18 protein-coding genes and 1 pseudogene are annotated in these 20,857 nt (G+C 69.9%); 10 read left to right on the top strand and 9 right to left on the bottom strand.

Annotation, left to right across the window (positions count from 1 at the left end):
* Positions 1 to 70 precede the first annotated feature (70 nt).
* Entirely contained in the window at positions 71 to 724 is a 654-nt protein-coding gene (locus tag ACLQ28_RS01390; RefSeq protein ID WP_425684355.1) for a DUF6461 domain-containing protein, read from the top strand.
* A gap of 26 nt (positions 725 to 750) precedes the next feature.
* Here the strand turns inward: ACLQ28_RS01390 and ACLQ28_RS01385 are convergent, their stop codons facing one another.
* The 3 genes from ACLQ28_RS01385 to ACLQ28_RS01375 all read right to left on the bottom strand — a co-directional run bounded on the left by ACLQ28_RS01385 (position 751) and on the right by ACLQ28_RS01375 (position 3,342).
* Complete coding sequence (locus ACLQ28_RS01385; protein WP_425684354.1) at positions 751 to 1,962, bottom strand: ISAs1 family transposase; 1,212 nt, start codon at positions 1,960 to 1,962, stop codon at positions 751 to 753.
* Between the two features lie 267 nt (positions 1,963 to 2,229).
* On the bottom strand, positions 2,230 to 2,769 hold the full coding sequence (locus tag ACLQ28_RS01380; RefSeq protein WP_425684353.1) for an SRPBCC family protein: 540 nt from the start codon (positions 2,767 to 2,769) through the stop codon (positions 2,230 to 2,232).
* Between the two features lie 171 nt (positions 2,770 to 2,940).
* A complete protein-coding gene (locus ACLQ28_RS01375; protein ID WP_425684352.1) occupies positions 2,941 to 3,342 on the bottom strand; it encodes an Imm50 family immunity protein in 402 nt (133 codons plus the stop codon).
* 590 nt (positions 3,343 to 3,932) lie between these two features.
* Between ACLQ28_RS01375 and ACLQ28_RS01370 the strand changes: the two genes are divergently transcribed.
* Positions 3,933 to 4,739: a hypothetical protein gene (locus ACLQ28_RS01370; RefSeq protein ID WP_425684351.1), complete on the top strand. Its 807-nt coding sequence runs from the start codon at positions 3,933 to 3,935 to the stop codon at positions 4,737 to 4,739.
* Positions 4,740 to 4,907: 168 nt separating this feature from the next.
* Here ACLQ28_RS01370 and ACLQ28_RS01365 read toward each other — a convergent pair whose 3' ends face one another.
* Complete coding sequence (locus ACLQ28_RS01365) at positions 4,908 to 5,555, bottom strand: HAD family hydrolase (RefSeq protein WP_425684745.1); 648 nt, start codon at positions 5,553 to 5,555, stop codon at positions 4,908 to 4,910.
* Between ACLQ28_RS01365 and ACLQ28_RS01360 the strand changes: the two are divergent.
* Positions 5,494 to 5,718 (top strand): annotated as a pseudogene (locus ACLQ28_RS01360) (tyrosine-type recombinase/integrase); the annotation flags it as partial. The gene ACLQ28_RS01365 and the pseudogene ACLQ28_RS01360 sit on opposite strands and share 62 nt — an antisense overlap.
* A 174-nt stretch (positions 5,719 to 5,892) precedes the next feature.
* On the opposite strand, the gene ychF reads toward ACLQ28_RS01360, so the two are convergent.
* Positions 5,893 to 6,978 (bottom strand): redox-regulated ATPase YchF, encoded by a 1,086-nt coding sequence (ychF, locus tag ACLQ28_RS01355; protein WP_425684350.1) that lies wholly within the window; start codon positions 6,976 to 6,978, stop codon positions 5,893 to 5,895.
* 141 nt (positions 6,979 to 7,119) lie between these two features.
* Here ychF and ACLQ28_RS01350 point away from each other — a divergent pair, with 141 nt between their 5' ends.
* Entirely contained in the window at positions 7,120 to 7,689 is a 570-nt protein-coding gene (locus tag ACLQ28_RS01350) for an exonuclease (RefSeq protein WP_425684744.1), read from the top strand.
* Positions 7,690 to 7,692: 3 nt separating this feature from the next.
* Here the strand turns inward: ACLQ28_RS01350 and ACLQ28_RS01345 are convergent, their stop codons facing one another.
* Together ACLQ28_RS01345 and ACLQ28_RS01340 are read right to left on the bottom strand one after the other, a co-directional pair.
* A complete protein-coding gene (locus ACLQ28_RS01345; RefSeq protein ID WP_425684349.1) occupies positions 7,693 to 8,427 on the bottom strand; it encodes a Type 1 glutamine amidotransferase-like domain-containing protein in 735 nt (244 codons plus the stop codon).
* Between the two features lie 142 nt (positions 8,428 to 8,569).
* Positions 8,570 to 9,073, bottom strand: coding sequence for a hypothetical protein (locus tag ACLQ28_RS01340; RefSeq protein WP_425684348.1), 504 nt, complete (start codon positions 9,071 to 9,073; stop codon positions 8,570 to 8,572).
* A gap of 289 nt (positions 9,074 to 9,362) precedes the next feature.
* Here ACLQ28_RS01340 and ACLQ28_RS01335 point away from each other — a divergent pair, with 289 nt between their 5' ends.
* The 6 genes from ACLQ28_RS01335 (at position 9,363) to valS (ending at position 19,359) form a co-directional block, all read left to right on the top strand.
* Positions 9,363 to 10,787, top strand: a complete 1,425-nt coding sequence (locus ACLQ28_RS01335) for an FAD-binding oxidoreductase (RefSeq protein WP_425684347.1) — start codon at positions 9,363 to 9,365, stop codon at positions 10,785 to 10,787.
* 104 nt (positions 10,788 to 10,891) lie between these two features.
* A complete protein-coding gene (locus ACLQ28_RS01330; protein ID WP_425684346.1) occupies positions 10,892 to 12,412 on the top strand; it encodes a DNA-3-methyladenine glycosylase 2 family protein in 1,521 nt (506 codons plus the stop codon).
* A complete protein-coding gene (locus ACLQ28_RS01325; RefSeq protein ID WP_425684345.1) occupies positions 12,409 to 12,918 on the top strand; it encodes a methylated-DNA--[protein]-cysteine S-methyltransferase in 510 nt (169 codons plus the stop codon). The genes ACLQ28_RS01330 and ACLQ28_RS01325 overlap by 4 nt, the downstream gene beginning before the upstream one ends.
* Positions 12,919 to 12,953: 35 nt before the next feature.
* On the top strand, positions 12,954 to 14,810 hold the full coding sequence (locus ACLQ28_RS01320) for an ABC transporter ATP-binding protein (RefSeq protein WP_425684344.1): 1,857 nt from the start codon (positions 12,954 to 12,956) through the stop codon (positions 14,808 to 14,810).
* A complete protein-coding gene (locus tag ACLQ28_RS01315; protein ID WP_425684343.1) occupies positions 14,807 to 16,687 on the top strand; it encodes an ABC transporter ATP-binding protein in 1,881 nt (626 codons plus the stop codon). The genes ACLQ28_RS01320 and ACLQ28_RS01315 overlap by 4 nt, the downstream gene beginning before the upstream one ends.
* Positions 16,688 to 16,743: 56 nt before the next feature.
* Positions 16,744 to 19,359 (top strand): valine--tRNA ligase, encoded by a 2,616-nt coding sequence (gene valS / locus ACLQ28_RS01310; protein ID WP_425684342.1) that lies wholly within the window; start codon positions 16,744 to 16,746, stop codon positions 19,357 to 19,359.
* 48 nt (positions 19,360 to 19,407) lie between these two features.
* On the opposite strand, the gene ACLQ28_RS01305 is transcribed toward valS, so the two are convergent.
* Together ACLQ28_RS01305 and ACLQ28_RS01300 are read right to left on the bottom strand one after the other, a co-directional pair.
* On the bottom strand, positions 19,408 to 20,052 hold the full coding sequence (locus ACLQ28_RS01305; RefSeq protein ID WP_425684341.1) for a hypothetical protein: 645 nt from the start codon (positions 20,050 to 20,052) through the stop codon (positions 19,408 to 19,410).
* Positions 20,053 to 20,145: 93 nt separating this feature from the next.
* Positions 20,146 to 20,856, bottom strand: a complete 711-nt coding sequence (locus ACLQ28_RS01300) for an ABC transporter permease subunit (protein WP_425684340.1) — start codon at positions 20,854 to 20,856, stop codon at positions 20,146 to 20,148.
* Position 20,857: the final 1 nt, after the last annotated feature.

Here is a 20,857-nt window from a genome sequence, read left to right as displayed (position 1 = left end):
ACTGTAGCAACATGGGCTGTGCTTCGGGCTTCTGCCCGGGGTGCAGCCCGCTTTCCTAGGCGAGGACATCATGGACACTGACCATGGGCCATGGAAGTGGGTCGATCTTGGTTTTACCGTCACCTTCAGCTGCGACCTGACCCCCGAGGACCTACTCAATCGTTACGGGGCAGATTCCACCCAGGCTGAAGTGCTTACCCGGCAGGCGGCATTGGACAAGTACCCACCCAACCACGCTGGCGCTCAGTTGCGCGCTGGCGTACTCAACAACTGGGGATTCTGCTTCGAAGAGGTCGGCTATGAGGGCAGCCGGCCCGAGGTCCTCGCCGGGTTGTCGGCCGACACCGAGGTCTTCTCGTTCTACAACATGTCGGGTAAGAGCAGCCTCCAGCATTTTCGAAACGGGCTACGCGTCGAGTCGTTCGAGCCCGGCTTTACCTACTCGGTCCGAGGCCAGCGACCACATACGTTCTGGACGAGAACCGAACGACTGGCCAGGATGAATTCGATGCCTCCAGACCGTGCCGCGCTTGAAGCCGTCGAGGAACACATTGGCGCGCCGCTGCGCCAGGACCTGCTGGAAGGGCCGCTGCTCACCGCCTACCTCACCAACCCCCTGCCATCTGCTCCGTTCCACACGCCTGAGCGCAATCCACCGGGCCGCCTACTCGGAACATTCGACCCCACAACTCCCAAACCCGTTCCACACCCCCACATTCGGTGAACCCCTGACCAGCTTGACCCTCAGGGTCATTGCGTTGTCGGGTAACTGCTGGTCACGGCGGTGATGAGGTCGTGTGGGCGGCGGTTGGCGCGTCGGGTGGCACGGGCGATGTTGGCCTCGCCGTTGGTGCGGTGATAGCCGATCGCGGTGTTACGCAGTGTGGCGATGACGGCGGGCCCGGTGCCGGTTCGGGCTTGGTGGAGATCTTCACGGAACGTGACATCTCTGACGTGGTGGATGCGGTTTTCGATGTGCCATTCGCGGCGGGCCCAGTCCTGTAGGTCGGCGGGTTGGGCCTGGTTGGCGGGAAGGGACACCGTGTAGTGGCAGGTCTCACGGCTGGTCTTGCCGCCGAGGGTGCGGGTGCGAGTGATCCGGATGGCCTGCTCGGCGTGGGGGAAGGCGATGCCGCCGGGGGTGCGCACGGTGATGGCTTTGACGGTTCGGGTCTCGCGGCGGCCGTGTCCGGTGTCGCGGGTACTGTCCCCGGCCGGGATCTGGGGCCAGGGCAGAGCTTTGAGCTGCTTGAACAGGGTGGGCTGGTTCCCTTTCGCGGGGATCATCAGGTGGGCGCCTCGGGCGGCGATCTCGTGGGCGTGGGCGGTCTGGGTGTGCGGGGCATCGGCGATGAACAGCAGGCCCACCAGGCTGCCCAGCACGGTTTCGATGGCGTTGAGCAGCGGTGCGAAGGCGGGAATCTCGTTGCTCTTCGCCTCGACGGTGACCTGGGCCAGGACGACGCCGGTGCTGGTGTCTAACGCGGATAGCAGATGGACGTGTCCGCCGTCGGGTCGGCGGGTCCCGCGCAGAGTTTTCCCGTCCACGGCGATCACCGTCCGATACCGCTTCGGCGGGGGCGCGGCCGGCCGGGCGCGGGTCCGTAGCCAGCTGGCTAGGACCGTGCTGAGCAGGTCGGCGTCGAGGCGGGTCAGCAGTCGCCACACCGTCGTGCCCACGGGGACACCACGGGCGAAGCCGAGCCGGTCCTGGGCCTGCTCGTCCAGATCGTGCAGCCAATCCGTGATCGCCGCGAACGATGACGCGCCGGCCAGCACGGCACACACCGCGACCACGAGGAGGCCGGCGAGGGGATACCGCACCCCGCGCGGGTCACGCGGGTCCGGGACCTCGGTCAGCGCCTGCCGCAGCCCACCGTGCTCACTTTCGGTGACCGGTGTGGGAGCAGTTTCGGTGACGGGCGTTGTCACTGCCAGCGCGGGGATGGGAGATGATGCCATCGGCGGGTGAGGTCCTCGGGGTGTCGTGAAGCCTAGAGAACTCCATGATCACCTACACGGCCTCATCCGCTCCTACCGCCTCCACAGAGGCCACTCAACCCACAGATCCCCAGCTCACCACACCCGCCGCCCGACTACGCAATCGCCCCGGATTCAGACGTTGAAGCGGAACTAAGAGACGCTATGCCGCTACCATCGGGAATGGTGTTCGCCGCCTGCTCACAGGGCGTCTGGGGCTGCCACTGTTGATTGCTGGTTGACGACGTTTCACACTGTCTTGTGCCCCATCTGTGCCCCGCCGTCACCGGGCATCTCCGCCCCCGCCTCCTCATCGGCTGGGCGAGGAAGCCTTGCCAGGGTCGCAGCTAGATGGGTGTTGCGGCGTGCGATGAGGCGTTGCAGGTACGGCCGCAGGATGAGGCTGGCCACGAGGCGGCCAATCGGTCCCATCGGTGCAGTGAAGTCGATGACATCCCGCATGACGGTTGCCGAGGAGTCAGCCGGGTTCCGTTTGAAGCTGTGCTCGTGGTGCCATCGGCCGAACGGGCCGCTGATCTGCTTGTCCGTGAAGCCGTCCGGCCGCCGGTAGTCAGTGATCCGAACCGTCATCCGCCAAGGGAGGCCAAAGTGCCTGGCTTCCCACGTGACGGCGTCTCCGGCCCTCAACCGTCCGGTCGTTACGCCGCCGACCGCCCGTTCGGCGCTAGTAGTCCCCATGGACGCGGTGTGCAGTTCAACGTCGAGGCAAGCGTCGAAGACGGTTTCCGGGACCGCCTGGACGTCCGTAGTCAGCTCGATGCGCGGCACACAGCAACCGTAGGCTCCCAGTCGCGTCGCGGGACAGCAGGATGACCCCTTGACCCCCAGGCAACCAACACGGCTCGCTGACCTGCGCGGTTATGGGCATGTCCCTGCGGCAACCGTCTGGGATCGTCCGTGGACGTCCGCCGCCGCTCGTACCCGTCGTCACCCAGATAGTCACTCAGCCGAGGCACCGCAATAGGCCGACAGGTGTGACAGAACAAGCCATCGGGCGTCAATGTTGATACCCACCGGGCCATTGTTAGCCCTCAACGAAAGCGCTTTGCCCATGCGCTCGACATTGATGTCAAGCAGAGCGCGAGTCGTCCAACCGACCATGGTCAGGTGCAGCACATCCACCAGCGTGAGTTGGACCTGAACGACGTTGAAGCCTTGATCCGCCCACTTCTTTGGTGGCGACTTGGGGAACTGGGAAAGGTCAAAGCGCAACGTAGCGCGTGGCCCGTCGCGATGCAGGACCAACTCATGGAGGTCAACCGACGTCAGCGCCGGCAGGTCCTCACCATAAATCGCCCGGATGCCGTGCGACTCACTCAAGAGATCAACCCAGCCAGACATCCTGGTGCCTTCCGTTGGTCGTCAGAACGAGGCCAATCCTGCCATCCCGTCTGCCGCCGACCCGCCCTCCTGGGGAGCGGGCCTCCGCCCGGCCCGCCACGTCAAGCGGACCTTGACGCACGTTCGGACGCTGGCGGACCGGGTGGTGGTCTGCTCGGCTCGCCCGGGTCGCCGGCTGGCGGGATGGTCCTGCGCAACCACCCACGGACCGCAACCCCGCCGACGGACCCCGGACCATCTCGGAGTCGTTGCGCCCCCGCCGGAGGCGCGGTAACCGCGACCAGCCCGCCGCCGCGACCCGCCGCGCGGACCTGTCGTGCCCTTCCCTACGCCGCGCCGATCGGGCGCGGCTCGGCCGGCTGCCGGCCGACCAACCTCCACCACTCTCGCCGCTTACCGTCAGCGGCGGCCCCCGGGCTCCCCGCTCTCCGCGCCAGCCGCCGGGCGTTCTGCGTGGCCGGAGTCGGAGCGCCAGCGGAGCGACGGACGCGCGCCCAGGCGGCGGCGCGTGCGGCCCGTCTCGGGCCGCCTTGAAGACGTACAGAAACTTTGCACAACATCGCCGGCAGTCCGGTGTCCGGTCACGGGACATGCTTGACACTCGCGGCCCACCACGTCCTTTACAAGATCCGTTCGGCCAGTCGATGACGGAGTGGGTCGGCGGAGATGATGTCGGCATGGACGCATGGGCAGACGGCGACCTGGCTGGCGAGTTCGAGCGGCAGCTTGATGACCTCCTGGCTGAGCTGAACTCAGACTGGGTAGAGCCCGAACTGCCGCCGAGGTTCGCGAGCAACGAGTCGTTCCGTCGCTACCACCGGAGGAACGGCAAGCGCTGGCAGCTTGCCTGCGTTCTTCGAGAACGTCCTGACCTGGCGGCCACCCTGGCCGATCGGGTCCTGGCCGCTGTGGTCTGCGACGAAGATGTGGCCGCCAATCGCCAACTCATCGAGCCGATGTTGACGGCGGTGGGCCGTCGCAGGGTCCAGGAGTACCTCATCTCGGTCGTCACCTCTGGACCGCTACTGCAACGCGTCTGCGCAGTCCGCGCCTGGTATTGGTCGCAGGCCGTGCTCGTGTACGAGTCGCCTGAGGCGCTGACCAGCAGTCAGCCCACGACGGGTAGCCAAGCCCAAGATGAGGAGGTTGCCGACCTTCGCGCGTGGTATCGCGCAGCCTGTCTCACCGCCTTCGTCGAGTGCGACCACAACACCACACGCGAATGGCTGGCCCGAGGCTTCATTCTGGACGAGTCCTTTTACCCGTCGAACTTTCACCGCAGGATGGCTGCGGCCCGCGCTATCGCCGAATCCGACCCGGTCCGGTTCAAGGAACTCATTGCCAAGACCACCGACGGGACGAACCTCGCTGCCATCCGGCCCGCTGATGATCGATGAATCCGGCGCTTCGCCCGAACCTCGTGATCTTCGCGTAGCGACCTGACGTCACATTTGGAGACGCAACAAACCTAGGCTGACAAGCATCAGGTGGGACGACTCTGTCAAACATGTGGTGGGACTAGACGCGCCGGCAGTCCGGCTGGTTTCCTGTCCGCGCTGCCCAAGTCACCAGTGGCGAGGCGCGTCACGAAGCACCGTTGCAAGCTCGGCCATCTGGCGGATGACCGCGTCTGCGCCAACTTGGGTGAGGGCTTCGCTCTTCCCTGGCTTGTTCGCGTAGCCGACGCTGCCGACGCCTGCTGCTTGAGCGGCTTGGATGTCGGTCGTGGAGTCGCCTACCAGGACAGACGTCGCCCGCTGGGCGTCGATTCCTTCGAGTGCAAGGTCCAGTAGATGCCTATCCAGCTTGAGAAGTTCCGGGTTCAACCCCTCGTACCGGCCGATGACAGCCTCAAAGGAGTCCAGCAAGCTGTGCGACCTCAAGTACGCCACGACAGCTTCGCGGGAGTTGTTGCTTACGACAGTCAATGTTCTCCCTGTCGCTAGCGCGGACTCGATCACGTCATCGACGCCAGGCGTGGGGAGCGCTGTCTTTGCGGCTGCGCACTCAGCGGCACGGAATGCCGCGTCCACCTTGGCGAGAACCGTGGTCGAATACAAGCGGCCAGTGACTCGGAGAACCTGTAGAGGATCCCGTTCGCCTATCAGTGCCGGGGCGACGGGCTGACCCAACTCCGTCCCGCTCCCCCAAGTGGTGGCGACCGCTATCCGCGAGCACTCGGCGCAATTCCCGCCGGCTGCCGACGGCACCATCTTCACCACTCGCTTCGCCAGCCCGTACCGGCACGACTACTACGGCTCGCTGATCTTCTCGGCGGCCGTCGAGCGGGCTGGGCTATCGAAGGGCACCACGAGTCACGACCTGCGGCACCACTACGCCTCGGTTCTGCTGATGCAGGGCGAGTCGGTCATCGTGGTCGCCGAGCGGCTGGGGCACGAGAACGCGACCTTGGTCCTGTCGACGTACGGCCACCTGATGCCGGACTCGGAAGAACGCACCCGCCGCGCCGTCGATGACGCGTGGGGGTTGTGCCCCCGACGTGCCCCCGGGCAACGACTCAACCGCCTGACCTGCGAGAACAGGCCATATTCAGACGTTGAACCTGAACTCGACGACGTCGCCGTCCTGCATGACGTATTCCTTGCCTTCGATGCGGACCTTGCCCGCCGCCTTGGCCGCCGACATCGAACCGTGCTCGACCAGGTCGTGGTAGGAGACCACCTCGGCCTTGATGAAGCCGCGCTGGAAGTCGCTGTGGATGACACCCGCGGCCTCCGGCGCGGTGGCGCCGACCGGGACGGTCCAGGCGCGCGCTTCCTTGGGGCCAGCCGTGAGGTACGTCTGGAGGCCGAGTGTGCGGAAGCCGACCCGCACGAGCTGGTTGAGGCCGGGCTCGTTCTGCCCGATCGACTCCAGCAGCTCGCGGGCCTCTTCCTCGGGCAGGTCCACCAACTCAGACTCGATCTTGGCGTCCATGAAGACGGCCTCGGCGGGAGCGACCAGGGCGCGCAGCTCGTCGAGGAACGCATCGTTGGCCAGCTCGGCCTCGTCGACGTTGAAGACGTACAGGAAGGGCTTGGTGGTGAGCAGGTGCAGCTCGCGCAGATGCTCCAGCTCGATCTTGGCGGCGGCGGCGCCGGAGTAGAGGGTGGTGCCGCCGTCGAGCACCTCGATGGCGGCCTTCGCGGCGGCGACCGCGGCGGCCCGGTCCTTGCGGAGCTTGGCTTCCTTCTCCAACCGGGGCAGCGCCTTGTCCAGGGTCTGCAGGTCAGCGAGGATCAGCTCGGTGTTGATCGTCTCGATGTCGTCGGCCGGGGAGATCTTGCCGTCGACGTGCACCACGTTCGGGTCGGAGAAGGCCCGGACGACCTGGCAGATCGCCGAGGCGTCGCGGATGTTGGCCAGGAAGGCGTTGCCCCGACCCTGTCCCTTCGACGCGCCGCGAACCAGGCCGGCGATGTCGACGAACGACACCGGGGCCGGCAGCACCTTCTGCGAGGAGAAGATCTCGGCCAGCTTGCCCAGCCGCTCGTCGGGCAGCCCGACCACGCCGACGTTGGGCTCGATGGTGGCGAACGGGTAGTTCGCCGCCAGCACGTCGTTCTTGGTCAACGCGTTGAAAAGCGTGCTCTTGCCGACGTTGGGCAGGCCGACGATGCCGATGGAGAGACTCACGACCAGCCAGCTTACGCGGGTGCCGATTGGGCCGACCCACGTGGCTCCGATTCGACGGGCCGGGCGATCGATCGTCGCTTCCGCCGCGCCTCGGCGAGCATTGCTACCCTCCCGGTTCGATGTCGCGCTGTTGGAGGTGGGATGAACTCGACCTTGCCCGAGCTGTACATCGCCGTCGATGTGGAGGCGGACGGGCCGATCCCCGGGCCGTACAGCATGATCTCGCTGGGGATGGCCGTGGCCGGCCAACCGGATCTGACCTTCTACACGGAGCTGCGTCCCATCTCCGACGAGTTCGTGCCGGCGGCGCTGGCCGTCTCCGGCCTGGACCGGGACCGCCTGCTGCGGGAGGCGCCCACCGCGCAGGAGGCGATGTCGGCCGCCGCGACCTGGGTCGACGGCCTGCGCCGAATCGGCCGCCCGGTCTTCCTCGCCGCGCCCGCCGTCTGGGACGGGATGTTCGTGCACTGGTACTTCGTCCGCTTCGTCGGCCGCAGCCCGTTCGGTGTCACCGGCTCTGGTATCGATCTCCGCAGCTACTGGATGGGGCTGACCGGCAGCGAGTGGAGTCAGAGCCACCAAAGCACGATCAAGAATGAGCTGGGCCTGCATGACGTGTCACACACGCACCACGCCGGGGAGGACGCCGCCGAGCTGGCGCAGGTCTTCGACGCGGTGCTCCGCCGCCGCCTGTCAGGCGAGCAGGAATGACGGTCAGCCGAGCAGGCGTGGGGCGATGACCGTCTCCTGGACGTTGCCGTCCGCGCTGCGGCTGACCTCGTACGCCGAGACGCCCTCGCGGTCCGCGATTGCCTCGACCAGCCGGGTGCCGCGGTAGACCAGGCCGACTCCGTCGTCGGTGCAGTGGCTGGTCGGCAGCGTCCCGTTGCCGACCAGCTCGTGCATGAGCGGGCGCCGCTCGGCCTCGCTGTCGTAGTGCACCCCGTTGCCGTACGGCAGCCAGGCCAAGCCCTCGGTGAAGCCGCGCAGGCGGGGACCGAAGCTGTCGGTGGCACCGCCGACGTGCCAGCAGATCGAACCGGCGGAGACCCCGGCCAGCACCACGCCAGCCTGCCAGCACTCGTGCAGGATCTCGTCGAGCCCATGCACCCGCCAGACGGCGACCAGGTTGGCCACGCTGCCGCCGCCGACCCAGACCACGTCCTGGGCGAGCAGGTGGGCGCGGACGTCCTCGACGTTCGGCATCGGGAACAGGTTGAGGTGCGACAGCCGGAACCGGGTGTCCGCGAACGCGCCGTAGACCGCGCTCAGCGAGGTGGGCTGGTCCCCGAGGGCCTGCCCGAGGTAGCAGATCCGCGGCTGCGGACCGGCCTCGGCCAGCTCGGCCGCCAACTCGAAGACCGGGCCGGGGCGCAGGTCGGCGGGGCCCCGGTCGCCCCGGAAGAAGCCCATGCTGGTGGCGAGGATTGTCGGGTCGCTGGCGGGCATCGGGGCGTCCTTCCGTCGGGGCGTTGCGGCGTCCATCCTGCCGCAGCCAGCCCTCCGCCCGTGGGCCGGTCGCTCACCTCCCGCCCACGGTGATCATGGCTTGGCGTGGCCTGCGCAGATCGAACCCCCGCCAGGCCCGTGATCAACGGGACAGGTCCGGTCGCCGTTGGCGGGGCACCTCGACCTCGGGCCATCGACCCGAGGCCAGCTCGTCGGCCGGGGGCAGCTGCGCGGCGGCGGCGTGGGGCAGAGTGAATCGATCAGCGGCGGCCGGGCCAGCCGAGACCGACTCGCGCAGCATCCAGTGCACCTCGTCCGCAGTCCAGCCCAGCCCCGGCCGCGCGGCGATCTCGCCAACCAACCGCCGGCCGACGCGGGTGTCGTCGTCGTAGAAGCGCATGCACCAGTGGTGCGTCCACATCCCCAGGGCACGCAGACCCGCGTCGTCGAGTGAGCCCGCCAAGCGGCCGCAGGCGGTGTCGGCGAAGGCCTGCTCCGGGTCGGTCGCCCGGTCCCGTTCGATGGCGCCACCAGCGGCCGGCGCGACGGCCCGCATGCGGCGGTAGAGGGACTGCGCCACCGCGCGCGGCAGCGGCGGAAACGCGCCCTGTGTCGACGCCGCCGTCCAACCCGCCACGCTCGCCATTCGCCGCACCCCTTCTTCAGTTGGTGGCCGGACGTTACCCGGCACGACCGACACTTCCGGGCCGAAAAGCCTCACCGATCATGGATCGCGACGATGACCTGGGACGTCTGTGCAGGAGTCGATCGGAGATCCCGGTCACCTCCGCGCGGCACTCCCCGCACCGGCGAGCGCCGCGCGCCCCGGCGCACACGATGCGCCGGCCCGCCAGGTTTGCCGAGGCCGGCACGCCCGCTCATTGTTGGGCCATGACCGATCCCGGACGCCCGTGCTGCGAGCTGCGGGGGCAGCGATGACCACCGCCATGGCCCGGGTGCCCAACTCGCTCACCGGGCAGATCGTCACACCCGGTGACCGCCGGTACGCGCAGCTGCGCTCGACGTACACCACGTCGGCGTCGCCGGCCGCCGTCCTGCTGCCGAAGACCACCGCACAGGTGATCGACGCGCTCCGCTACGCGCGGGAACAGGGGCTGCCAATTGCCGTCCGCAGCGGTGGGCACGGCTTCTCCGGGGCGTCCTCCAACAACGGTGGCGTGGTCATCGACCTGTCCATGCTCAACCGGGTGCAGGTGCTCGACGAGCGGGCCGGGCTGGTCCGGGTCGAGGCCGGTGCCCGCTGGGCGAACGTCGCGAAGGCGCTGGCCCCGCACGGTCTGGTGATCAGCTCAGGTGACTACGGCGGTGTCGGCGTCGGCGGCCTGGCCACCGGCGGCGGTGTCGGCTGGCTGGTCCGCGCCCACGGCCTGACCATCGACCGTGTCCGCGCGGTCGAGGTGGTGCTCGCCGACGGGACGCTGGTACGCGCGGACGCGGAGCACGAGCCGGAGCTGTTCTGGCTGGTCCGGGGTGCCGGAGCTGGTGCGGGGATCGTGGTGGCCTTCGAGATCGAGGCCGTCGAGCAGCGCAACGTTGGCGTGGCGCAGTTGGTCGTCGAGGCGCATCCGGACGGCCGCACCATCCGGGAGTGGACGAGCTACCTCGCGCAGGCCCCACGGGAGTTGTCGGCTGCCGCCGTGCTGTACGCGGAGGGCCGCTCGGCCCTCATGTCCATCACCGCCGTGGTGGCCGCCGAGAGCCTGCGCCGGGCTCGGCCCGTGGTGGAGCCGTTGCTCGCCATCGGAAAGGTGCTCGAACACCGGACCGACCTGCTGCCCTACCCGGCCCTGGTGCCGACCGCGCACCTGCACCCCAACGTCGGGCAGCAGCGGGGCACCACCACCAACGGTCTGTTCACTGGCCTGGACGAGGCACGTGCACGAGCCGTGCTGCGAGCGGTGACCGGGCCGGGGCGGGCCGTGATCCAGCTCCGTTCGCTGGGTGGGGCGGTCAACGACGTCGCTGCGGACGCGACCGCGTACCCGCATCGCCACCAGGACACGCTGGTCATCGCCTCGGTGTTCCCACCGCAGAGCGGGTCGGCGTTGGACGCCGCCTGGCGGCCCGTCGGAGCCCGCGCCGACGGCGCGTACGTCAATTTCGAGAGCCGGCCGGACCCGGCCGCGTTCGCCCGGATCTACCCGGGCGAGACCGGGGCCCGGGTGCGGCGGCTGTGGAAACGGTACGACCCGGATGGCGTCTTCCGGCCGGCTCTGCTGACCGGCCAGCCCACCCGATCCGGTCAGCAAAGCCGCGCCAGCCAGTCGAGCCGATCTGGCCAGTCGACTCGATCCGGTCAGCAGGGCCGATCCGGTCAGCCTCATCGGCGCCGTCGCTGACTGCCCACGCCCCCGTCGAGGGCCGACCGCCGCTCATTTGCCGAGCACGCTGAGGTCCGATTCCCGCCAGCAGGCGGCCCAGCGAGCGGGGCATCATCGGTGTCATGGAGTTGGACTTCGAACGGTGCTACCGGGCCGTGGACAGCCGTGACCAGCGGTTCGACGGCTGGTTCTACACCGGCGTGACGTCCACCGGCATCTACTGCCGGCCGTCCTGCCCGGCGATCACTCCCAAGCGGCAGAACGTCCGGTTCTTCCCGTCCGCTGCCGCAGCGCAGGGCATTGGGCTGCGCGCCTGCCGCCGCTGCCGGCCGGACGCCGCGCCAGGCTCACCCCAGTGGGACGTCCGCGCGGACGTGGTCGGCCGCGCGATGCGGCTGATCGCCGACGGGGTGGTGGACCGGGACGGCGTGCCGGGGCTGGCCTCTCGCCTGGGCTACACCGAGCGGCACCTGCACCGGATGTTGCGCGCCGAAATGGGCGCCGGGCCGCTCGCGCTGGCCCGGGCTCAGCGGGCACAGACCGCCCGGATCCTGATCGAGACGACCGGCCTTCCGATGGCGGAGATCGCGTTCGCCGCGGGCTTCGGCAGCGTCCGGCAGTTCAACGACACGCTCCGCGAGGTGTACGCGAGCGCCCCGTCCGACCTGCGGACGGCCCGTGGCGGCCAGCAGGCGCTCGCCGGGGCGGGGACCATCGCGCTCCGGCTGGCGTACCGCCCGCCGCTGCACGCCCGGGCGCTGCTGGATTTCCTCGCGGTGCGGGCGCTGCCCGGCTTGGACGAGGTCCGCGACGGGACGTACCACCGGGGTTTGCGGTTGCCACACGGCGGCGGCCAGGTGGCGCTGACCCCGGCGGACGGGCATGTGGCGGCGACGCTGCGGCTGGCCGACCTGCGTGACCTGGCACCTGCGGTGGCCCGCTGTCGCCGGCTGCTCGACCTGGACGCGGACCCGATGGCCATCGACGCCACGCTCGCCGCCGACCCGGCGCTCGCCCCGGCGGTCGCCGCCGAACCGGGAATCCGGGTCCCCCGTGCCGTGGACAGCTTCGAGATGGCCGTCCGCGCCATCATCGGCCAACAGGTCTCGGTCCGATCAGCCCAAAAAACCCTGACCCGCCTCCTACAAACCCCCACCCCCTCTCGCGTCGATCATGAGGTTGACGGGGCGGATAGCGATCAAACCTCAGGTCAACCTCATGATCATCTGGGCGAAGACAGTCCGGGCGAGCCGGGGGGTGGGGGGCTGCGGGGGTTTTTGGGCGCGGAGGATCTCTTGTCGCTGCCGGACTCGGGGTTTGGGATGCCTGTTGCACGGCGGGAGACCCTGCGTGGGTTGGCGCGGGCGGTGGTTGACGGGTCCGTGGACCTCGCGGCCGGCACCGACCGGGAGGAGGCCGTCCGACGGCTGCTCGCACTGCCCGGTATCGGCCCGTGGACCGCCAACTACCTGGCCATGCGCGCCTTCGGCGACCCGGACGTCCTCCTCAGCACCGACCTCGCGGTCCAGCGCGGCGCCGCCGCGCTCGGCCTGCCCGACACCCCGAAAACCCTCGACGGGTACGCCGAGCGCTGGCGCCCCTGGCGGTCCTACGCCACGATCAGACTCTGGAGAGCGGCATGAGCATCGACAGCACAGTGCTGAGCACACCGGCCGGCCCGCTCAGCATCCTCGTCGGCCCGGACGGCGACGTTCGTGCGGCCGGTTTCACCCCGGACCCGGCGACGCTGCTGCCCCTGGTCCACCCGACCCTGCGGGCGTCGCTGCGAGAGCGGCCGGATCTCGGCCCGGTCAGTGCGGCAGTCCGGTCCTACCTGGACGGTGACCTCAACGCCATCGACGCGGTGCCGGTCCGCCAACACACCGGCGGGGAGTTCATGGCGCACGCCTGGCAGGTGCTGCGTGAGGTGCCACCGGGCACCCCGGTCACCTACACCGGGTACGCGGCTCTTGCCGGTCGGCCACCGGCGGTGCGGGCCGCCGCGGCTGCGTGCGCCCGGAACGCGGCGGCACTGTTCGTGCCCTGCCACCGGGTACTTCGTACCGACGGCACGCTCGGCGGCTATCGCTGGGGGCTGGACGTGAAGAAGTGGCTTCTCGGTCATGAGCGGCGCATGACGACAAGCTGACACGTGTCGCCTTCTATTGACGCTACCGTCTGGTAGTGCCAGTGGAGAGCGGCGGCAACCCGGCCAATCGGGTCGCCGCGCCCCCCCACCCGTTGCGCAACCTCTGGCGGCTGCATCCCTACCTGCGCCCGTACGCCAAGGAGTTCGTCTGGCTGCTCGTAGCGGGCCTCGCCGGGACGGCGGCCGGGATCGCCGTACCGCTGGTCGTGCAGCGGGTGGTGGACGGGCCGGTGGCCCGACACGAAGCTGCCGGGCTGCTCCAGCTCGGCGGTCTGGCGCTGCTGCTCGGCGTGGTCGAGGCGGTGCTCATCTTCATCCGCCGGTGGGTGCAGTCGTCCTCGGCCGTGGGCATGGAGGCGGCGTTACGCGCCGACGTCTACGCCCACCTGCAACGACTGCCGACGAGCTTCCACGACCGCTGGCAGTCCGGTCAGTTGCTGTCCCGGATCACCAGCGACCTGTCGGTGATCCGCCGGTTCCTGTCCTTCGGCGTGTTCTTCCTGGTGCTCAACCTGACCACCTATGTGGTCGTGGTTGTGCTGCTGATCGACCTGCACGCGCTACTCGGGGTACTGGTCGCGGCCAGCGCGGTGCCGCTGCTGCTGATCAGTCGACGGTTCGGGCGGCACTACCATGCCGCGTCCCGACGGATGCAGGACCAGCAGGGCGACGTGGCAACCCTGGTCGAGGAGACCGCACAGGGCCTCCGCACCATGAAGGCGTACGGCCGGGGGCCCGAACTGGCGGCCCGCTTCGCCGGTGGAGCCCGGAGGTTGCACGACACGGGTGTCGGCAAGGCGCGGCTGCTGGCCACCACCTCGGCGTTGCTCGACCTGGTGCCAAACGTGACCCTGGGCGTGGTGCTGGTGGCCGGGGCATCCGCCGCCGCAAAGGGCGCGCTCACCATCGGCGAGCTGGTCGCGTTCGTCAGCCTCCAACTGATGCTCATCTGGCCCGTGCAGTCACTGGGTTGGATCATCGCCAATGGTCAGGAGGCCGCCACCGCCGCCGACCGGCTCCAGGAGGTGCTGGACACCCCACCGCAGATCGTGGACCTGCCCGGCGCGCTCGCGCTGCCCCGCGACGCGGTCCGCGGCCGGCTCCACTTCGAGCGGGTCGCGTTCAGCTACCCGGGTGCCACCACGCCGGTGCTACGCGAAATCGACCTGGTCATCGAGCCAGGCGAGACGCTCGCCCTGGTTGGTGCCACCGGCTCCGGCAAGAGCACCCTGCTCTCCCTGGTGCCCCGTCTGCACGAGGCGACCTCCGGCCGGATCACCCTCGACGGGCACGACCTGCGCGAGCTGCGGCTTGCCTCCCTGCGCCGACTGGTCGGGGTGGCGTTCGAGGAACCCACACTCTTCTCCATGTCGGTCCTGGAAAACCTCACCCTGGGCCGCCCGGACGCCAGCGACGACGACGTCCGGGCAGCCCTCGCGCTGGCCCAGGCGGACTTCGCGTACGAGTTGCCGTGGGGCCTGGCCACCCGGGTCGGTGAGCAGGGGCTGTCCCTCTCCGGCGGGCAACGGCAACGACTCGCGTTGGCGCGGGCCGTACTCGGCCGACCGGCGGTGCTGGTGATGGACGACCCACTGTCAGCCCTCGACGTGCACACCGAGGCGCTCGTCGAAACGGCACTGCGGCGGGTCCTGCGCAACAGCACCGCGCTGCTGGTGGTGCACCGACCCTCGACTATCGCTCTGGCCGACCGGGTCGCCCTCCTCGAAGACGGGCGGATCACCGCCCTCGGTCGGCACTCCGAACTGCTGGCCACCGTGCCGGCGTACCGGGCGCTGCTCGCCGCCGAGCCGCCCACCGGACATCCGCCGGCAGCCGGAGCCGCCGGCGGGAGCCCTTCGCCTTCGGGCGGGTGGGGGCTGGTGCACTCGTGACCGTGCCGAAGCAGGCCGACCCACCGCCCGAGGAGGAACCGGAGCTGACCCGCTGGCGCGGAACAGCCACCGACCCGGAGGCTGACCGGAGCCGAGCCGAGGACTCCACACCCGAGGCAGTGGCTCGGCTGCGCCGGCTCAGCCGTGCCCTGCTGGCCGACGAGCTCCGACCACACCGGGGACGACTCGCCGCCGCGGTCGGCCTGCTGCTGACCCAGAACGCCGCCGCGATGGCTGGCCCGTACCTGGTCATGGTCGGCATCGACCGGGCTATCCCGCCGCTGCGCGTCGGCGACCCTGGCCCGCTGGTCACCGTCGCCGGGGCGTTCGTGGTCGCCGCGGTCACCGAGTACGCAGCCCGCCGCGGGTTCCTCACAATCTCCGCCCGGATCGGCCAGGCCGTCCTGCTCGACCTGCGGCAACGGGTGTTCGGGCACTTCCTGCGGCTGTCCGTGGGCTTCCACGAGCGCTACACCTCCGGCCGGATGGTCTCCCGGCTCACAAGTGACCTGGACTCGATTGCCGAGCTGGTCGACGGTGGGATCGACAGCCTGGTGATGGCCGGGCTGTCGATGCTGTCGGTGGCCGCCATCCTGCTCTGGCTGGACCTGCCGCTGGCCGCCGTGACACTGCTCGCGTTCCCGTTCCTGTTCTGGCTCTCCCGCTGGTTCGCCCGGTCGTCGGCGAGCGCGTACCGACGGACCCGAGACGCGGTCGCGCTGGTCATCGTGCACTTCGTCGAGTCGATGCGGGGCATTCGGGCGGTGCAGGCGTTCCGCCGCGAGCCGCGCAACCAACGGATCTTCGTGGCACTCGGCGACGACTACCGACGAAGCAGCCTGCACACGTTCCGGCTGATCGCCACGTACTCACCGGCGATCAAACTGATCGGCAACGTCACCGTGGCGGCGGTGCTCTGCTACGGCGGCTGGCGGGTGCTCGGCGGGCACACCGAGGTCGGCGTTCTCGCCGCGTTCCTGCTCTACCTACGTCGCTTCTTCGAGCCGATGCAGGAGCTGAGCCAGTTCTACAACTCACTGCAGTCAGCCACCGCCGCGCTGGAAAAGTTGGCCGGGGTGCTCGACGAACGGCCGGCCGTGGCCGAGCCGGCCCGGCCCACACCGCTGCCGACCGGGCCCGGTCGTGGCGAGTTGACCTTCCGGGCCGTCTCCTTCGGATACCGCGCGGGCACCCCGATCCTCGGCGGGCTGGAGCTGACCGTGCCCGCCGGGCAGACCGTGGCGCTGATCGGGCCGACCGGCGCGGGCAAGTCGACAATCGCCAAGCTGGTCGCCCGGTTCCACGACCCGGACACCGGCACAGTTCGGCTGGACGGCGTCGACCTGCGCGAGGTGAGCGACGCCGACCTGCGCCGTGCGGTGGTGTTGGTGACGCAGGAGAACCACCTGTTCAGTGGGACCGTCGCGGACAACATCCGGTTCGGCCGCCCAGGCGCGGACGACGCCACCGTCCAGGCCGCCGCGCGGTCGATCGGCGCGCACGACTTCATCGCCGCACTACCCGAGGGGTACGCCACTCAGGTGCACCGACGCGGCGGCCGGCTCTCCGCCGGGCAGCGGCAACTGGTCGCGTTCGCCCGGGCGTTCCTGGCCGACCCGTCCGTGCTGATCCTGGACGAGGCGACATCGTCGCTGGACGTACCGACCGAACGGCTCGTGCAGCGGGCACTCGGCACCATCCTGCGCGACCGCACCGCCCTGGTTATCGCACACCGACTCTCCACCGTGGAGACAGCCGACCGGGTGCTCGTCCTCGACGGCGGAAAGATCGTCGAGGATGGCCCACCCGCTGAGCTGGCCGAGGCCGATGGCAGGTACGCGGCCCTGCACCGGCAGTGGCGTGACTCGCTGATCTGAACCAGCGATGCGGCAACTGCGTGGCCCGACCCCCCGGCGGTGCCTACGATCGCAGAATGACCGAAACGGCGAGGACGGCCCGCGCCGGCGTTCCCGAGCGTCCGAGTTTGGACGGGCTCGAGGAGCGCTGGGCACACCGCTGGCAGGAGGAGGGCACGTACGCGTTCGACCGCGCGAGGACGACTGTTCCCGGTCGCGGCGCGGCGTCAGACGCGCCGAGCGGGAATGGTCGCAGGAGCAACGTGTTCTCGATCGACACCCCGCCGCCGACCGTATCGGGCGAGTTGCACATGGGGCACGTCTACTCGTACACGCACACCGACACCGTCGCGCGGTACCAGCGGATGCGCGGCAAGGCCGTCTTCTACCCGATGGGCTGGGACGACAACGGCCTGCCCACCGAGCGTCGCGTGCAGAACGTCTACGGGGTGCGCTGCGATCCGGCGCTGCCGTACGACCCCCAGTGGCAGCCACCGGCGGCCCCGGTCGACGACGCTGCCCGCCGCGACCCCACCCCGATCCCTCGGCGCAACTTCATCGAGCTGTGCGAACAGCTGACGGTCACCGACGAGCAGGCCTTCGAGGCGCTGTGGCGGCGGCTCGGGCTCTCGGTGGACTGGTCCTTGACATACACGACGATCGGTCGGATCGCCCGGGCCACCAGTCAGCGGGCGTTCGTGCGCAACCTGCTGCGCGGCGAGGCGTACCAGTCGGAGGCGCCGACGCTCTGGGACGTGGGCTTCGCCACCGCGGTCGCCCAGGCGGAGTTGGAGGACCGGGAGCGTCCGGGCGCCTACCACCGGCTGCGGTTCGTCGCGTCCGACGGGCGCGAGGTGCTCATCGACACCACCCGGCCCGAGCTGTTGCCGGCCTGTGTGGCGTTGGTCTGTCACCCCGACGACGAGCGGTACGCCGACCTGGTGGGCGGCACCGTGCGCAGCCCGCTGTTCGACGTCGAAGTGCCGCTGCACGCCCACCCGCTCGCCGACCCGGCCAAGGGCACCGGCGTCGCGATGGTCTGCACATTCGGTGACCTGACCGACGTGACCTGGTGGCGTGAGCTGCGGCTGCCCACTCGGGTGGTGATCGGCCGGGACGGTCGGCTGCTCCCCGAGCCGCCGGCCGGGGTGCCTGCACAGCCGTACGAGGCACTGGCCGGGCTGACCGTCAACGGTGCCCGCCGGGAGATCGTCGGAATGCTGGCCGACGCGGGTGACCTGATCGGCGAGCCGCGCCCGATCACCCACCCGGTCAAGTTCTACGAACGCGGAGACCGGCCACTGGAGATCGTCTCGACCCGACAGTGGTATCTGCGCAACGGCGGCCGGGACGACGCCCTGCGGGCGACGCTGCTGGCCCGGGGCGAAGAGCTGCACTGGGTGCCGGCGCACATGAAACACCGCTACGACCACTGGGTGGGCGGCCTGACCGGAGACTGGCTGGTCAGTCGCCAACGCTTCTTCGGGGTGCCCGTGCCGGTGTGGTACCGGCTCGACAACACTGGCGAGCCGGACTGGTCCCACCCTCTCACGCCGGACGAGTCCGCGCTGCCGGTCGACCCATCCAGCGACCCGGCACCCGGCTACGACGAGTCGCAGCGCGGCCTACCCGGTGGCTTCATCGGTGACCCGGACGTGCTGGACACCTGGGCCACCTCGTCGTTGACACCGCAGATCGTCGGCGGCTGGGAAACCGACCCGGACCTGTTCGCCCAGATCTTCCCGATGGACCTCCGTCCGCAGGGGCAGGAGATCATTCGGACCTGGCTCTTCGACAGCGTGGTCCGTTCGCACTTCGAGCACGGGGTGCTGCCCTGGCGGGACACCGTGCTCTCGGGCTGGATCCTCGACCCGGACCACAAGAAGATGGCCAAGTCCAAGGGGAACGTGGTCACTCCGCTGGCGCTGTTGGAGCAGCACGGCTCGGACGCGGTTCGCTACTGGGCGGCCAGCGGCAAGCCCGGCATGGACCTGGCCTTCGACCCGGCGCAGATCAAGGTCGGCCGGCGGCTGGGCACCAAACTGCTCAACGCGTCCAAGTTCGCGCTCGGGCTGGGCGCGGCGGACGCGCTGCGCACCCCGACGACCGCTCCACTCGACCGGGCCATGCTCGCCGAGCTTGCCACCGTGGTCAGCGCCGCGACCACCGCCTTCGACGCGTACGACCACACGGCGGCGTTGCAGGCGACCGAGGCGTTCTTCTGGCGGTTCTGCGACGACTACATCGAGCTGGTCAAGGAGCGCGCCTATGGCACCGGCGCGGCCGCCGACTCGGCGCGGGCTGCGCTGGCCTCGGCGCTGTCGGTGCAGCTACGGCTGTTCGCCCCGGTGCTGCCCTACGTGACCGAGGAGGTCTGGTCGTGGTGGCGGTACGGCTCGGTGCACCGCGCGCCGTGGCCCACCACCCACGAGGTGGCCCGGACGATCGAGGGGTCGGGTGAGCCGGCGCTGCTGCGGCTTGCCGGCGACGCGTTGAGCCAGGTCCGGCGCGCCAAGTCGGAGCGGAAGCTGTCGATGAAGGCGGAGGTGCCACTGGCCGAGGCGCTCGGCCCCGCGGCGCTCCTGGAACAGCTCACCCTGGTCGCCGACGACCTACGGGCGGCCGGCCGGATCGGCAAACTCGACCTGCTCCCCGACCGCACCCCGGAACTCGTCATCGCCTGCGCCTTCTGACCGGCGTCCGCCGCCGCCCACCCCGCCGGGGCGGCGGCGGACCAGCCATCACCAGCCGCGCAGGAAGCGCAGCCCGAGCAGGAGCGCGATCACGGCGGGCCCCACCAGCAGAGTGATCGCCTGGAGGCGGTACGGCATCCGGTGCCGGGTCAGCTCGCCCGCGTTGCCCAGCACGATGGCCCCGGCCAGCATCAGGAACGCACCCCACCAACCGGTCTCCAGGTCGATCAGATCCACCCGGATCAGTTGTAGGGTCAGGCCGATCAACGCGCCGGTCAGCGCGAGCAGAGCCACTGCCCGGTGCAGGCCGCGGGCCAGCGGGTGGGCCGCCCGCCAGCCGTAGGTGCCGGCGACCGCCAGGCACGGCAGCACCACCAGCAGTGGCCAGCCCCGCCCCATCACGCCGAACATCAGCAACGCGCCCACCGCGAACACCAGGGTGCCCACGCAGGCGAGCAGGTAACCGGCGAAGGCTCGGCCACCACGCCGGGCCAGCAACGGCCCGCCGCTGGCCGCGATCAACGCGGCCGGAATCAGGATGAAAACGGCCCACCAGTGGAACTGGCCGCTGCCCTGCGCAGCCGTGGCGACCGTGGCGCAGGCCAGCCCGGCAACCGCCAGGCTGGTCAGCCACGGCCGGCTACTCCGGGAGTACGGCTCAGCCAACGACGTTCGCTCCGCTTCGACGCTCACGCCCCACAGCGTGGCCCGGTGTGGGCCCACCGGTCCATCCGGCCAGCCCTACCGCCGGACGGTGGCTGGCCGGAACACCGCTTCGCACTGGTCTCAGCTCGTCTCGCCAGCCACGCTGAACGAGCGCAGGCGGTCGATGGCCAGCACGGTGAAACCGACGCTGACCAGCGCGGTCATCACCGACGCCACCGGCACCGACACGGTGGTCTCCAGCAGCTCGGTGGGGGCGAGCCGGTCGGCGAGGGCGATCACGTACTGCTGGATGGAGAGCACCTTGGTGCCGCTGACGAAGTTGCCCAGCAGCCCCTCCCAGATCAGCACGTACACCAGGCCGAGCAGCACCGGCCGCCTGGTGACCAGGCTGAGCGCGAGGAACAACGCCGAGTACGCCAGCGCCCCGAGCGCCGCCGAGACCGCCAGCGCCAGACCGAGGCGTACCGAATCGGCAAGCACGCCCGCGACGTAGAGCGGCACCGCGACGGTGACCGCGGTGACCCCGGCGGCCACCGCGAGCTTCGGCAGCACGATCTGCCAGCGCGGCATCGGCTTGGTCAGGATGTGCACGACAGTGCCGTCGTCGATCTCCGCGCCCAGCACACCCGTGCCGATGATCAGCGCAACCACCGGCAGCACCACGGCCAGCCCGAGGCCGACCAGCACCGGCGGCCCCCACTCGCCCGGGTCCACCCCCAGCGACCGGCAGAGCACGGCCAGCCCAAGCAGCACCAACGGCAGCGGGAGCAGCAGCAGGAACCGACGCCGACCGAACAGCCCGCGCGCGGTGATCCAGGTAATTGTCGACATG

The organism is Micromonospora sp. DT201 (assembly GCF_049841575.1).
Classification (GTDB): domain Bacteria; phylum Actinomycetota; class Actinomycetes; order Mycobacteriales; family Micromonosporaceae; genus Micromonospora.
Note: the sequence above shows the minus strand (reverse complement) of the source record. Positions and strands in the feature narration are given on the sequence as shown.

Coding starts and splice junctions, on each gene's coding strand:
- ACLQ28_RS01390 (WP_425684355.1), top strand. CDS start 71: ATGGACACTGACCATGGGCCATGGAAGTGGGTCGATCTTGGTTTTACC.
- ACLQ28_RS01330 (WP_425684346.1), top strand. CDS start 10,892: ATGGAGTTGGACTTCGAACGGTGCTACCGGGCCGTGGACAGCCGTGAC.
- ACLQ28_RS01350 (WP_425684744.1), top strand. CDS start 7,120: ATGAACTCGACCTTGCCCGAGCTGTACATCGCCGTCGATGTGGAGGCG.
- ACLQ28_RS01365 (WP_425684745.1), bottom strand. CDS start 5,555: ATGGTGCCGTCGGCAGCCGGCGGGAATTGCGCCGAGTGCTCGCGGATA.
- ACLQ28_RS01375 (WP_425684352.1), bottom strand. CDS start 3,342: ATGTCTGGCTGGGTTGATCTCTTGAGTGAGTCGCACGGCATCCGGGCG.
- ACLQ28_RS01335 (WP_425684347.1), top strand. CDS start 9,363: ATGACCACCGCCATGGCCCGGGTGCCCAACTCGCTCACCGGGCAGATC.
- ACLQ28_RS01385 (WP_425684354.1), bottom strand. CDS start 1,962: ATGGCATCATCTCCCATCCCCGCGCTGGCAGTGACAACGCCCGTCACC.
- ACLQ28_RS01345 (WP_425684349.1), bottom strand. CDS start 8,427: ATGCCCGCCAGCGACCCGACAATCCTCGCCACCAGCATGGGCTTCTTC.
- ACLQ28_RS01340 (WP_425684348.1), bottom strand. CDS start 9,073: ATGGCGAGCGTGGCGGGTTGGACGGCGGCGTCGACACAGGGCGCGTTT.
- valS (WP_425684342.1), top strand. CDS start 16,744: ATGACCGAAACGGCGAGGACGGCCCGCGCCGGCGTTCCCGAGCGTCCG.
- ACLQ28_RS01300 (WP_425684340.1), bottom strand. CDS start 20,856: ATGTCGACAATTACCTGGATCACCGCGCGCGGGCTGTTCGGTCGGCGT.
- ACLQ28_RS01325 (WP_425684345.1), top strand. CDS start 12,409: ATGAGCATCGACAGCACAGTGCTGAGCACACCGGCCGGCCCGCTCAGC.
- ACLQ28_RS01370 (WP_425684351.1), top strand. CDS start 3,933: ATGCTTGACACTCGCGGCCCACCACGTCCTTTACAAGATCCGTTCGGC.